The sequence below is a fragment of the Streptomyces sp. NBC_01707 genome, from assembly GCF_041438805.1.
Taxonomy (GTDB): Bacteria; Actinomycetota; Actinomycetes; order Streptomycetales; family Streptomycetaceae; genus Streptomyces.
In genome coordinates this window covers 8,826,908-8,840,020 of record NZ_CP109190.1, presented here as the reverse complement: position 1 = coordinate 8,840,020, position 13,113 = coordinate 8,826,908, and the positions used below count along the sequence as shown (strand labels likewise).

The 13,113-nt window shown below is 69.0% G+C and carries 12 protein-coding genes and 3 pseudogenes; 8 read left to right on the top strand and 7 right to left on the bottom strand.

The genetic code is table 11. The features are described from left to right. Positions 1–165: 165 nt before the first annotated feature. Complete coding sequence (locus OG963_RS39500) at positions 166–546, top strand: VOC family protein (protein WP_319325481.1); 381 nt, start codon at positions 166–168, stop codon at positions 544–546. 55 nt (positions 547–601) lie between these two features. Beyond that, positions 602–1,184, top strand: a pseudogene (locus OG963_RS39495) (IS5 family transposase); the annotation flags it as partial. Between the two features lie 292 nt (positions 1,185–1,476). Here the strand turns inward: OG963_RS39495 and OG963_RS39490 are convergent. Continuing rightward, positions 1,477–1,650 carry a hypothetical protein gene (locus OG963_RS39490; protein WP_319325482.1) on the bottom strand — a complete coding sequence of 58 codons (174 nt, stop codon included), beginning with the start codon at positions 1,648–1,650 and terminating at the stop codon, positions 1,477–1,479. 753 nt (positions 1,651–2,403) lie between these two features. Here OG963_RS39490 and OG963_RS39485 point away from each other — a divergent pair. Continuing rightward, positions 2,404–2,970: a YcxB family protein gene (locus OG963_RS39485; RefSeq protein WP_319325483.1), complete on the top strand. Its 567-nt coding sequence runs from the start codon at positions 2,404–2,406 to the stop codon at positions 2,968–2,970. 143 nt (positions 2,971–3,113) lie between these two features. Here OG963_RS39485 and OG963_RS39480 read toward each other — a convergent pair. Next, a pseudogene (locus OG963_RS39480) lies at positions 3,114–3,350 on the bottom strand (IS630 family transposase); the annotation flags it as partial. Continuing rightward, positions 3,311–3,949: an acyl-CoA thioesterase domain-containing protein gene (locus OG963_RS39475; protein WP_319739370.1), complete on the bottom strand. Its 639-nt coding sequence runs from the start codon at positions 3,947–3,949 to the stop codon at positions 3,311–3,313. The pseudogene OG963_RS39480 and the gene OG963_RS39475, both read right to left, overlap by 40 nt. Here OG963_RS39475 and OG963_RS39470 point away from each other — a divergent pair. After that, positions 3,928–4,263, top strand: a complete 336-nt coding sequence (locus OG963_RS39470; protein ID WP_319787738.1) for an STAS domain-containing protein — start codon at positions 3,928–3,930, stop codon at positions 4,261–4,263. The two genes, OG963_RS39475 and OG963_RS39470, sit on opposite strands and share 22 nt — an antisense overlap. A 301-nt stretch (positions 4,264–4,564) precedes the next feature. On the opposite strand, the pseudogene OG963_RS39465 reads toward OG963_RS39470, so the two are convergent. The 4 genes and pseudogenes from OG963_RS39465 to OG963_RS39450 all read right to left on the bottom strand — a co-directional run. Then, positions 4,565–4,819: pseudogene (locus OG963_RS39465) on the bottom strand (DNA-formamidopyrimidine glycosylase family protein); the annotation flags it as partial. 299 nt (positions 4,820–5,118) lie between these two features. Then, positions 5,119–5,970, bottom strand: a complete 852-nt coding sequence (locus tag OG963_RS39460) for an aldo/keto reductase (RefSeq protein WP_319325486.1) — start codon at positions 5,968–5,970, stop codon at positions 5,119–5,121. A 31-nt stretch (positions 5,971–6,001) separates the two neighbouring features. Continuing rightward, the gene (locus OG963_RS39455; RefSeq protein ID WP_319325766.1) at positions 6,002–7,015 is read right to left on the bottom strand and encodes a zinc-binding dehydrogenase; all 1,014 of its coding nucleotides are present in this window, start codon (positions 7,013–7,015) and stop codon (positions 6,002–6,004) included. Positions 7,016–7,086: 71 nt separating this feature from the next. Beyond that, positions 7,087–8,064, bottom strand: a complete 978-nt coding sequence (locus OG963_RS39450) for an aldo/keto reductase (RefSeq protein WP_319325487.1) — start codon at positions 8,062–8,064, stop codon at positions 7,087–7,089. 218 nt (positions 8,065–8,282) lie between these two features. Between OG963_RS39450 and OG963_RS39445 the strand changes: the two genes are divergently transcribed. The 4 genes from OG963_RS39445 (at position 8,283) to OG963_RS39430 (ending at position 13,109) form a co-directional block, all read left to right on the top strand. Continuing rightward, a complete protein-coding gene (locus OG963_RS39445; RefSeq protein WP_319325488.1) occupies positions 8,283–9,191 on the top strand; it encodes a helix-turn-helix transcriptional regulator in 909 nt (302 codons plus the stop codon). A gap of 582 nt (positions 9,192–9,773) precedes the next feature. Next, entirely contained in the window at positions 9,774–10,952 is a 1,179-nt protein-coding gene (locus tag OG963_RS39440; RefSeq protein ID WP_371799968.1) for a Cmx/CmrA family chloramphenicol efflux MFS transporter, read from the top strand. Between the two features lie 628 nt (positions 10,953–11,580). Then, positions 11,581–11,793 carry a hypothetical protein gene (locus OG963_RS39435; protein ID WP_030920378.1) on the top strand — a complete coding sequence of 71 codons (213 nt, stop codon included), beginning with the start codon at positions 11,581–11,583 and terminating at the stop codon, positions 11,791–11,793. A 710-nt stretch (positions 11,794–12,503) separates the two neighbouring features. After that, complete coding sequence (locus tag OG963_RS39430; protein WP_319325490.1) at positions 12,504–13,109, top strand: hypothetical protein; 606 nt, start codon at positions 12,504–12,506, stop codon at positions 13,107–13,109. Positions 13,110–13,113 lie beyond the last annotated feature (4 nt).

The window sequence follows — 13,113 nt, the reverse complement described above, 5'->3', positions numbered from 1 at the left end:
GACGGTCCCCGCCCGGCGGCCCGGCCCGGCGAGGCGACGACCCCAAAAGCCCTTCTCACCTGCTCGCTTCACCCGGTACGGTCTCGACCATGTTCCCACTACGGGAAGCCCAAGAGTTCCGCGCGGTTGCCCCAGCAGTTCCCACGTTGAGAGTAGGTTTCGTCAATGGCATGTCGTATCAGTGAGCTCGTGCTCGGTTGCCGCGACCCCGAGGTGCTGGCGCGGTTCTGGTGCGAGGTCCTGGACTTCGTAGTGCTCGATCGCGAAGGGAACGAATACTTCGAGATCGGGCCACGCGAAGGGTTCGGCGGCCCGCAGCCGACGATCATCCTCAGCCGCAGGGACGAGCCGGAGCCGGGGAAGCTCCGGCTACACATAGACGTCAACGCCACCGACCGCGATCAGGACGCCGAGCTCGAACGCCTCCTGAAGCTCGGGGCGCGCCCGGCTGACATCGGCCAGACCGGCGAGGAGCAGTGGCACGTTCTTGCCGACCCCGAGGGCAATGAGTTCTGCCTGCTCAAGGCCCGTCTCAACCCGCTCTGACCGCTCTGTGTCCCCGGTGCGGCCCCAGGGCCGTGTCGGCAAATGGTGATCTTGAGTGGTGGATCATGGTCGGGTGATACGCCGCCATGAACTGTCTGATGGTGAGTGGGAGTTCGTCCGGCCGCTGCTGCCCGCCTTGTTGCGGGGGCGGAAGCGGTTGGATGACCGGAGGTTCCTCAACGGGATCGTGTGGAAGCTCCGTACCGGGATCGCCTGGCGGGACGTTCCCGAGCGATACGGGCCATGGGCCACACTCCACACGCGTTTCCGCCGGTGGGCGCTGGACGGCACCTTCGACCGGATGCTCCGAGCCGCGCAGGCCCGGGCGGACGCGGCCGGTGACATCGACTGGCTCGTGTCGGTCGATTCCACCGTCGTCCGCGCCCACCAGCATGCCGCCGGGGCCCGAAATGGGGGATCCGAAACCCCGGACTCGGACGCTCTCGAGGCAGCCTGACCAGCAAGATTCATCTGGCCTGCGACGCCGTGGGACGGCCTCTGGCCTTCACCGTCACCGGCGGGAACACCAACGACTGCACCCAGTTCACCACTGTCATGGAAGCGATACGGGTGCGCCGCCTCGGTCCAGGATGGCCCGGGTGCGGCCCGCCCATGTGCTGGGCGACAAGGGATGCAGCCCGCTGCACCGTCCCCGAACAGGCCGACCAGGTCCGCACGCCGGCACTCAGTGAAACCAGCGCCACCCGGGCGGCGAGCGCAGTGGGCGGCAGCCAAGTCGGCGAGTGCCTCCGGAGATCAGCGCCGGGGCACGAGCGGCAGAGGCCGCTGCCGCACGCGTGTGCGCCGGAGTGGGCCGGTGCGACGCGATGTGTACTGGGGCAGCTGTTGTAGTGCCAAGCCCAACTGCGCACCACCGTACGCACGAACCCGCTCTGGCCTCGTGCTGGCTCCTCCCACGACGTGGCGTGGTCAGCGCCGGAAGCTGTCCTTCGACTTCTCCTTGATGTCCCGGGCCTTGCCCCGGGCCTCCAGTGCGGCTCCCTTGGCCGCGGTGGTCTCGTTACCCATAGCGTGGGCCACCTTCCTCACGGCCTTCCCGACCACCTGCTCGGTCTTGGCCTTGGCCTTCTCTCCGGCACTCATGTCGGTCCTTTCGTAAGCACTCACTCATCCGCCTGCCCCTGACCCCGGAGCGGAAACTACGGCATCGCTGCGCTGCGCCTCCTCCGACGTCCGTGCTCTCCAGCAGCTCACCCCGGCACAGCCCACACACTTCATTGTGTTCCCGGCACGAGGTGTTTGGCGGCGCTCGATTCGCAGTTTCTGGGGCGCAGGTGCCTTGATCTCCATTTCGGCCGGGTCGGCTGAGCTGGGTCGGCTGCGGAGGTTCATGGCTGTAGGCAGGTGGGAACGGCTGCGGCCCGACGCTCGAGTCGGGTGCTCCGGGTTCCTCGGGTCATGGGTAGGGAGAGGCAGGGCCACGGTCATGTGGCCGGTCTCGGCAGGGCGGACACGGCGCGCGCCACCTCCCGTCCGGGGCGGCTTGCGGCCCCTGCACGACCGGCCGGGGTCTGGACGAAGCCGAGGCCGAGCAGCAGATGCGTTGCCGAGTCCCTGCCGTGAGGGTCGGGACGGGACTTTAAGAGCGCTTTATGCGAGCGCGTCCGGTCGATCCCGTGACGCGATTACTCCCTGGACAGCGAGTTGTCACTGCTGCCCGGTAGCTTCACCGCGTGACGAGATGCAACGCCGTCACCCAACTCCTGCCCTGCTCGACGAGGTCCCCGCCATGGTCGGCGTCGTCGGCCGACCCAGACGCCTGCCCCGCCACGGCGGCCGTCCGCCCCAGCACTGAGGTTCGGTAGGATCCGCAGGTCTTCGTACCGGGGAGGAATCATGGCCGAGGGCCGCAGCGCCGAAGGCACGAACAACAGCGCGCAATCCTCTGACGACGTCGTGGACGAGCAGACCGCGGTCCAGCTGGTGTACCGGCCCCAGTCCGCCGACACACTGGTCGGCCTGCGGGTCCGCGAGCGGATCAAGCGGACCGGGTTGCTGCTGCGGGGTGTGTTCCTCACCCTGTGGGTAGGGCAGTGGCTGCTCTCCACCGTGGGTCGCGGGAGTTTCGACGTGGTCTCGACCGTTCTGTTCTTGTTCGTCATCCTGGTGGTGTGGGGGTACCCGCGCCTACAGGCGGCCAATGTGCAGCGGATCATCGGATGGCAGGGCGAGTACCGCGCCACCGTGTCTCCGGCCGGGATCACCTGCCGCACCGACCACAGCACGTTGGTCCAGAAGTGGTCCGTCTTCCAGGGCTACCGGGAGACTGCCGGCCACTTCGTCCTGCTCAGCCGGGACCCCAACATCATGTACCTCGGTGTCCTGCCCAAGCGGGGCGTGCATGACGCCGAGGGCCTCGACCGGCTGCGGGCCGTCCTGGACCAGCACACCACTCGCATGTGACGAACCTGAAAGGCACCCGGCGTCGGCTCGTCGATCCGGCTGCGGGCACTCCCGCATGGCTTTCCACCGCGCCAGGAGATGTGACGTTTCCCTGTTGAAAGGGGTTGCCGACGTTGAATTCGTGCTGTCGGTCGGGATGTTCGTGGACTGACGGTCAGGTCGGTCTCGGCGAGGCAACCTTGTATGAGGTGCCTACGGTCCTGGCAGTGCCATGTCTGATGCGCTTAATGAGGTGCTTTGGCGTAGAAGACCACGTTGGAGAGCCAGCCTCGCCGTAGCAAGGACCGGATCCCTTCGACGGGGTTGATGTCGGGTGCGTAGGTCGGCAGGTGGTCGATGGTCAGCCGGTGCCGGGCTTCGGCGAACTCCCGCCTCCCAGCCGTGCGCGACAGGTCAGTGATGGGCGGCGATGAAGTCGCGGCTCGTCAGTCCTGGTGCACGGCCCGGAAGCCATGGCGCACGGCACGCGCCTGGCAGGCGAGGGCAAGCAGCCGGCCGGAGGTGGACCAGATGGCGCTGTCGTCGATGGCCCAACCGCTTCCGGCGTGCTCGGGATCCGGACCAGGGCCCAGCCCTCGGCCGGTGCTACGTCCAGGGCGTCGGTGAAGTGCACGGTCAGCTCCGCGGTCGGCACCGGGCGAGGAACGGTCCACAGAGCGAACAGCGCGGGCGGCAGGGCGTCAGCGAGGACCACCAGCGCCTCGGCGTCCAGCGGCCTGCGGTCGACGAAGCGTATCCAGGCAAGGAGTTCGGCCCTCTCCCCGCCACCGAGTGGGCGGGCATCGGTGGCCGGGCGATTGTCCAGGTGGGCGGCGAAGGCCGCCAGGTCGCGCGGCAGGGTGAGGGGCGGACACGCGTACCAGCCCGGCACGGCAGGTAAACGAATTCCTCGACCGCCCAGAGACTGCGGGCGTCCATCAGCACCTCTGCACGCAGTCGGGTCTCGGGGGTGAGCACATGGACCCACTGACGGTTTCATCCGATCGCCGAGCCGGCTGGCCGGTCGTCGAGGTCGCGGGTGAGCTGGACATCGCGACCGCCGATCAACTGGGCAGCCGGCTCGCGGACGTCATCACGGCTCACAGTCCGGCCAGGATCGTCCTGGACATGTCCAAAGTGCACTTCTGTGACGCGAGTGGTCTGCGCGTGCTGGTTCGAGCCCATGGCGCCGCCCACCAACACCACGGCCTGCTGCACCTCGTGTGCCCGAAGGCGAAGGTCCGGCGTCTGCTGCGGATAGCCGGCCCTGGCCGAGGTGATCCCCGCCCACGCCACTCCTCCCTGAGGTCCTGATCCCGGCGCCGTGCGAGGGCGGAGAAGAGGCCGTCTGCCGTGGAGAACTAGTCATCAATGTTTGACGCCCCACCGCCCTGCGGACCCGGTCGCTGGATTCGGAGTTCCCCCGGTAGGACCAGAGTTCGCGCAGGGCCGGCAGCAACTTCGCCTGGGCCGACGCAAGAAGAGGTGCTGGTGTGCTCTGCCGATCTGGACGAGTGCGATCTCTGCTGAGCCCGCGTCGGCGAAGGCCTGTACAACTCGACGAGTCGCCAATGTCATCCCACACGGAACTGCCTTCGCGATGTCGACGGTCCGTGGTGAACACCACGCGGTCGTGCGGATCGGGCGGGTCAGCCTCTGGCCGGAAGACCAGTTCCCCCGTCACACCGAAGTGCAGCAACACGGTGAGCCCGGCGGCGCGGGCGAGCAGCCACTTGCCTTGCCCCTCCGGTGCGTTGAACCGGTGGCCTACCAGATCGCGGCTCAGGCGCCCCGCGCTCACCCCGTGCAGGACGCCCATGTCATGCGCGTCGACCCGATTGATCCGCTTGCCCTGCGCACAGGAGGACAGGATCTCCCGGAACCCCCCGACACGGGCATGCCGGCACCCGCCGATCTTCGTAGAGTTACCCTGCGCTGTTGGCCGTATGTTCAGGATTGCACCGCGGATGGATCACCACCAGGTGATCACCAGGCCGGCCCTTGCCGTTCCCCGGCCCGGGGTCGTCGCGGACGATCCTGGGGGCACCGTCCGACGCTCGCTCCCTCGCCCCGCAGGCGAGGGACAGCCGGTGAGTCGGGCTCCGGTCACGACGCCGAGTCCCGTCATCACGGTGGCTCGCAGGAGGGCGCGTCACCGTGGAGCTGCGGTCATGCGTCGAGGCGGCGCTCGGCGAGCCAGGTGACGATCTTCGGATCGTGGTGGTCGAAGAACAGCGAGCTGCCGGTGTCGAGGGTGGCGATCCGCGCCATCTGCTCGTCGGTGAGCTGGAAGTCGAATACGTCGAGATTCTCAGCCATCCTTTCGGGCCGGACGGACTTGGGGATGGCGATGACGCCGCGCTGGGTGAGCCAGCGCAGCACGACCTGCGCGACCGATTTGTCGTACGCCTTTCCGATCTCGGCCAGCAGAGGGTTCGTGAACAGGTCGTTCCTGCCCTCGGCGAAGCCGCCCCAGGACTGGATCTGCACGCCGTGCTCACGCATCAGGTCCTGGTAGTCGACGCGCTGGAAGAAGGGATGGGTCTCGACCTGGTTGACGGCGGGGGTGATCTCGTTGTTGACGATCAAGTCGAGCAGCCGGTCGGGGTAGAAGTTGGCGACACCTATCGCCTTCGCTGTGCCTGCGCGGTTGAAGGCTTCCATGGCGCGCCACTGTCCGTAGACATCGCCGAAGGGCTGGTGCATCAGATACAGGTCGAGGTAGTCCAGACCCAGCCTGGTCAGCGAGGTCTCGAACGCGCGCTTGGTGTTGTCCTGGGCGGGTGCGTCCTGGACCCACAGCTTGGTGGTGACGAACAGATCCTCGCGGGCGATGCCGCTGGACTTGACGGCGCGACCGACGGCCTCTTCGTTGTTGTAGGCGGCGGCAGTGTCCAGCAGGCGATAGCCGGCGGCGAGCGCGTCGGAGACGGCGCGCTCGGTGTCCTCAGCGGGGATCTGGTAGACGCCGAAGCCGAGCAGCGGCATCGCGACGCCGTTGTTGAGGGTGGTGGACTGCATGAGGGGGCATCCTTAGCTGTGCGGGTGGGAGTCAGGGGCGGATGAGGGCCTTGAGGACCTGGCGGTCGGCCATGGCCCGGTAGGCGTCCGGTGTCCGGTCGAGGGTGAACGTCTGATCGAAGACGCGGCCGGGGACGATGGTGCCGTCGAGGACATCGGGCAGCAGCTGCTCGATGTAGGCGCGGGCGGGGCCGGCGCCGCCGGTCAAGGTGATGTTGCGCATGAACTCGGCCGGGCCGATCGGCCCCTGTTCGTACTGCGGGACGCCCAGGCGGCTGATGGTGCCGCCGTCCAGGACTGCGCCCAGCGCGGTGTCGAGGGCCTGGCGGGTGCCGACGGCCTCGATCACCTTGTCCACTCCGCCGGTCAGCTCGTGGATGCGGGCGATGCCCTCCTCGCCGCGCTCGGCGACGACGTCGGTGGCGCCGAAATGGCGGCCGAGGTCGGTGCGGGCCTCGTGGCGGCCCGCGAGGACGATCCGCTCGGCGCCCAGCCGCTTGGCCGCGATCACCGCGCACAGGCCCACCGCACCGTCCCCGACGACCAGCACCGCGTCCCCGCGGCCGACGCCGGCGGTGACCGCGCCGTGGTGCCCGGTGGTCATCACGTCCGACAGCGCCAGCAAGGACGGAAGCAGCGCGGAGTCGGCGGCCACCGGCAGCTTCACCAAGGTGCCGTCCGCGTACGGGACACGAACGGCCTCGCCCTGACCGCCGTCGACACCGTCGAAGCCGTACCGGCCACCGTTGCGGCACGAGATGTGCAGGCCTTTGGCGCAGTAGTCACAGGTGCTGTCGCTGTACGTGAACGGGGCGACTACCAAGTCGCCCGCTGTCAGGCCGGTCACGTCCGCGCCGGTCTCCTCGATGACGCCGAGAAACTCATGCCCCATGGGCCGGCCGGTGTCGGTGGCGGGCATCGACCCGTACGGCCACAGGTCGCTGCCGCACACACAAGCGGCAAGGGTCCGCACGACGGCGTCGGTAGGCTGCACGATCTTCGGGTCGGGCCGGGCTTCGACACGGACGTCTCCGGCTCCATACATCACTGCTGCACGCACGAGGGGTAACTACTCCAAACAAGGATGGGGCTTGCGCTCCGGGTGGCGGGTGGCGCTCAGCGTTCGAGCATCTGCGCCTGGGCTTCGGTGTGGGTGTCACCGGCGGCGGGCGGCAAGCTGGAGAGCTTGTCGAGCTGCTCGCGCGTCAGCGTGATCGCGTCGGCGGCGGTGTTCTCCTCCACGCGGCCGACCCGCTTGGTGCCAGGGATCGGGGCGATGTCGTCCCCCTGGGCCAGCAGCCAGGCCAGCGCCACCTGCGCGGGCGTGGCCCCGACCTCCGCGGCCAGGGCCTGCACCTCGTCGGCGAGCGCCAGGTTGCGCTGGAAGTTCTCGCCGGAGAAGCGCGGATTGTCCCGCCGGAAATCAGAGGCATCGAACTGGTCGGTGGAGCGAACGGTGCCCGTCAGGAAGCCGCGGCCAAGCGGCGAGAACGGCACCAGACCGATATTCAGCTCCCGCAGCACCGGCAGGACACGCTCCTCGATACCGCGCGTCCACAGCGAGTATTCCGACTGCACCGCGGTGACCGGCTGGACGGCGTGCGCGCGGCGGATCGTGTCCGGGCCGGCCTCCGAGAGACCGAAGGCGCGGACCTTGCCTTCGTCGATCAGCTCGCCGACGGCGCCGGCGGTGTCCTCGATCGGCGTGTTCGGATCAACCCGGTGCTGGTAGTACAGGTCGATGTGGTCGGTGCCCAGCCGCTTCAGGGACCCCTCGACGGCGGTGCGGATGTTGGACGGACCGGAGTCCAGATTCCACGCCCCGTCCCCGGCGTGGGAGACCAGGCCGAACTTCGTCGCCAGCACCACTTGGTCACGGCGCCCCTTCAGGGCCCGGCCCAGTAGTTCCTCGTTGGTGTACGGGCCGTATATCTCGGCGGTGTCGATGAGCGTGACACCCAACTCCAGCGCACGGTGCACGGTCCTGATCGATTCCGCCTCATCGGTGCCGGAACCGGTGTAGCCGTGGGACATCCCCATCGCACCCAGGCCGATCCGGGAAACCTCCAGGTCACGCAGCTTGATGTAGTGCATTTCGCCCTCTCCTGTTCGTGGCGTCGCCCGGCACTCTCGCTCTCGCCCGACCGGCCAGATCCTGCTGTGGCGGCCTTGGCGGGGGCCGGGGTACCGGCGGTCCTGCTCCTTCACCCTCGCGTGGATTGAGCCCCCGTGGCAGGGCGGGCTCTTCGGGGGTAACGACAGGGCCCCCCTCCCACCGGCACGTCGGAGGTTCGGCGGGTGAGACTGTAGGCATGGCATCCGAGAGCGCGCACAGCGAGGGCGCCGAGCTGGGCCGCTACCTGCGCGCCCGCCGCACCCAGACCAGCCCCGACCACGTCGGCCTCACCGTCGGCGCCGGCATCCGCCGCACCCCTGGGCTGCGTCGCGAGGAGCTGGCCACCCTCGCCGGAATCAGCATCGACTACTACGTACGACTGGAGCGCGGCAAGGAGACCCGCCCCAGCCCATCGGTCCTCGACGCGCTCGCCCGAGCCCTGCACATGGATGATCAGGAGCACCAGCACCTGCGCGAGCTGGCCGCCCGCTCGGCCCGCTACATGCCCGAGCCGCCACCTGTCCCGAGCCGTACGGTGCGACCGCACCTGAAGCTGTTGCTGGAGTCACTGCGCCCGAACCCGGCCTACGTCATCAGCCGCAGCATGGACATGCTCGCCTGGAACCCCGGCGGCCTCGCCCTCTACGCCGGGCTGGACGACTGGCCGGCCAAGCACAGAAACCTCGCCCGATACCTCTTCCTGCACCCCGCAGCCCAGGACCTGTTCACCGACTGGGACCGGCAGATCACGGCCTGCGTCGCCCGCCTGCGCGCCATCGCCGGCACCGCCCCCGACGCCCCCGACCTCACCAACCTCGTCGGTGAACTCCTCCTCAAAAGCCCCGACTTCGCCGGGCTGTGGGAGCGCTACGAAGTGACCGGACGCAAGCCCGCACTGAAGACCTTCCAACACCCCCAGGTCGGCCCAGTCACCCTCACCTCGCAGTCGCTGCAGGTGGAAGGCACCCCCGGCCAGCGCATCGGCGTCTACACCGCCGAACCCGGAAGCCCCGACCACGATGCTCTGCTCCTGCTCGACATGACCGCACCGCGACCGGCGCAACGCCCGTCGTCCGCCCCCGAGACCACCGGTCAGCAGCCGTGAGCCGGTACCTCCGTCACGAAGGCTCCACGGCATGCGCCTGACGGCCATCGCCCTCACGAGCCCGCGAGGAAGCACCACGCCTGAGTCAGCGCAGCTCCGCCGCGCAGTCCTCCAGGGCGTCGCGTGCGTGCGTGAGCAGGGCACCACGACATCGGCGGCGGGCTCGGGACGCATGGTGAGGGGATGGAGCAGCCGTCCTTCCGGTCCCGCGTACCCCGCCTGCCAGGCGGCCATGCGCAGTACGCCCACCCCGACGGGGTCCGGCGGAACACCGACGCGCCAGGCACAGGCCGCCGTCTCGACCAGGCCGCGCTGGTCTTTGCGGGACATGACGCTGGTGACACGGCCGATGCCGGTGAAACCGAGGTGCCTCGACGGACATCGGTCAGGTACCGTGCGGACCATGTCGAGTCCTGAGTCGGACACGGTGGGGGCTTTCGGTCACGCCGTCAGCCCCCTGAACCACTGAGCTCGTAGCCCTGTCGTCGCGCCACATGCCGTGGTGGGACGAGTGTGTCCTGGGGACTGGCCGCGGTGACGAGATGACCTTCTCGTGCTTCTCCTCACCCCCGGAGCCACTCGATGCCTTTCCCGCTGTATCTGCTTGCCATGGCAGTCTTCGCCATGGGCACCTCGGAGTTCATGCTCGCCGGCCTCTTGCCGGACATCGCCTCAGGTCTCGACATCACAGTCGGGACAGCAGGCATGCTCACCCCTGCCTTCGCGATCGGCATGATCGTCGGTGCCCCACTCATGGCCGCGCTTGCCCGCAACTGGCCCAGTCGCTCCAGCCTTTTCGGGTTCATCCTCGCTTTCGCTGCAGCTCACGCTGTGGGCGCCGTCACCACCAGCTACCCGGTCCTGTTCGCTACCCGAGTCGTCGCCGCGCTCGCGAACGCAGGGTTCCTTGCCGTCGCTCTGACGACTGCCGCCACGCTCGTATCGCCCGACAAGAAGGGACGGGCGCTCGCCGTACTGCTGTCAGGCACGACGGTGGCCACGATCGTCGGTGTCCCTGGTGGATCGGTACTCGGCACGTTGCTCGGCTGGCGGGCCACATTCTGGGCTGTCGCCGCTCTCTGCCTGCCTGCAGCTCTGGGCATCCTGAAGGGGATCCCAGCAGGACGTGCGAAGGACGAGACGACTGGCGGGCCGGCCCTGCGCGCGGAGCTCGCCCAACTCACAAAGCCACGGTTGATCCTGGTGATGGTGCTCGGCGCGCTGGTGAACGCGGCAACCTTCGGAAGCTTCACCTTCCTTGCCCCCGTGGTGACCGGCACCGCCGGGTTGGGCGAGCTGTGGATCTCTGTCGCTCTGGTGCTCTTCGGTGCCGGTTCCTTCGTGGGTGTCACCGTCGCCGGACGGTTGTCCGACCAGCGCCCCGCCCCAGTCCTCGCAGTCGGCGGTCCCCTGCTGCTTACCGGCTGGCCGGCCCTGGCCGTGCTGGCCGACAAGCCGGCCGCTTTGCTCTCCCTCATGTTCATCCAGGGCGCGCTGTCGTTCGCGCTGGGCAGCACGCTGATCACACGGGTCCTTTACGAGGCGGCAGAAGCCCCCACCATGGCCGGCTCCTACGCGACCGCCGCACTCAACGTCGGCGCCACCGTCGGACCCCTCGTCGCTGCGACCACCCTCAGCACCGCGCTGGGAAACCTCGGGCCGCTGTGGGCAAGCGGCCTACTGGTCGCTGTCGCTCTGCTCCTCGCGTTCCCCCTCCGCAAGGTGATCGCAGCGGGCCAGAGCACCGAGGTGCTCCCGTAAACGCATGCAAACGCCCCCTGAACATCGAGGGACGCCGAAGGCTCGTGGAACGCTGCCGCAGCCGCCCCATCGCGTACGTCGCCGCCGAAGTGGTCCGCCCGCAGGATCTCTCTGGAGCTGCGGGCCGGCCAGCGCGCGGACCTGCGAGCGCACCGTGGGCCGGTGGCCGGCCTACGCCCGCACCCGGACTTCCGAAGCAGAGCGAGCCCGGGCAATCGCCGTCCGGAACGTCCACTACAACTACCGACGGCCCCACACCACCGCCGGCTTCGTAGAGGAGGTCGGCAGCGAGGTCTCCTCGGTCAAGCGGGGCCAGTTCGTGATCGGCTCCTTCGCCGCCGTGCGTTGTCTCGTTCCATTCGTGAGCGCTGTCGTCTCGTTCCTGCGGCATGCGGCGCACGCCGTACACGAGCCGCATCGCGCCGCTCCCCTCGCCGAGGCCGCCCACGGCCCTCCGGCCGCCGCGGCCCAAGTGGTGCACGCCCCGACCGACTGCTCGGCGCCCTCATGTCGCTGCGTGCGAACGGCAGCGTGCCGGGTAGAAGCGTCGATGGCAGCCGAACGGATAAATCGGGTGACAGACAACCTGTGTGCGCCCGCTGAGCCGCGCCGGGTGCATCCTGGGGTCATGGTGAACGCGCCGATCGTCGTGCACCGGCCGTCTCGGACAGGCGGCCGACGCGTCACCGCGTATGACCACATTCTCGGGCTGGCCCACGACGATCATGATCTGATCGAGTTCCTGCGCCGAGCTGGGCTCCCGGACGCCGAGACGCTGATCGACGACCCGCAAATGATCGAGTGGCGCGGGGGCCGGGCCCACGTCTACGAAGCGGCATAGGACCAGGCCACCGCACAAATCCGCCCCTCCCCGAGGGGCGGATTGCCACCAGGTCGCAGCCCCACTGGCCGCGAAGGCTGCGACCGGATGGCAGCGCGAGCCGACCAGCTCGCACAGCCGCACCCAATAGCCCTGTCGGCCAGATGGGTGTACCGGCTCCAGACGCACGAAAGCGCCTCCTGCTCGGCCCTTGACGGCCGAGCGGTGTGGTCAGCGGAGGAGCGCGAGGACTTCCGTCACCGTGCCCCGGGCCGGGACGTCTCGTGGACGACCGAGGCGACGTGCACGCACTCGCGGGCCAGCGCACAGACCGAGCCGGGCTTGTGTACGGCGGACGGGGGTCGGCACGACCAAGGAGTCAGCGACTTGTGGCACCAGACGGTCGCGGCCGGTTCGTGCCGAATCGCCACGGTGCCGGGTTCTCACGTCCGGCTCGGGTGCGCGAACCGGTTGGTCGCTGGGACGGGGACCGGGGCGCAGCGCGGCGCCGATGATGTTGGCGCGCGGTCCGGGTCACCGAGACGCCCACATGGATCAGATGAGGCTCGCGAACGGGTGTGCCGTACGCCTTCGCGTGAAAATGCAACGAGCCTGGTCTATCTCTGTATGCCCATGGGACGACGGTGGGCACGGCTTCCCGCCCTCCCGATCGGGGTAGCCGTACGGGCAGCCGCCGAGCGCCGATGCCCTACCGGACAAGGAGCACGCCCATGCGCCTCTACGCCCAGACTCCGGCACGTCGGAGCCGCCAGGTGTTCGCAGACCTGATCGCGGCGGCCCTGATCTACGGTGCGGTGAAGCTGGCCTTGGCCGTGCACAATGCGATCGGGCGACTGGCCGAGCCGGGCCGCAAGGCGGAAAGCGCCGGCAACAGTCTCTCCGACGGACTCGTCGACGCGGGCGACGCCGCCTCGAAGGTGCCGTTCGTCGGAAGCCAGTTGAAGAAGCCGCTCAAGTCCGCCGCCGAGGCCGGCACCGGGCTGGCCGACGCAGGTCGTTCGCTCCAGGACACGGTGGCCCACGTGGCGACGCTGACCACGGTCGCCCTGATCGTCATCCCGGTGGTGTTCGTGCTGTTGCTGTGGCTGCCCCCGCGCCTGCGATGGATCCGCCGCAGCGCCGTCACCCGGCGCCTCGCCGCCGATCCGGGCGGCGCCGACATCCTCGCGCTACGCGTCCTCACCGGCTCGCAGCGCGAACTTGCAGCGCTGCCCACGCCACCTGGCGGCTTCGCAGACGCTTGGCGGCGCGGCGACGAACAGGTCATCGCCGACCTGGCGGCGATCGGCCTACGGCAAGCGGGTCTACGCGGCTGACGGG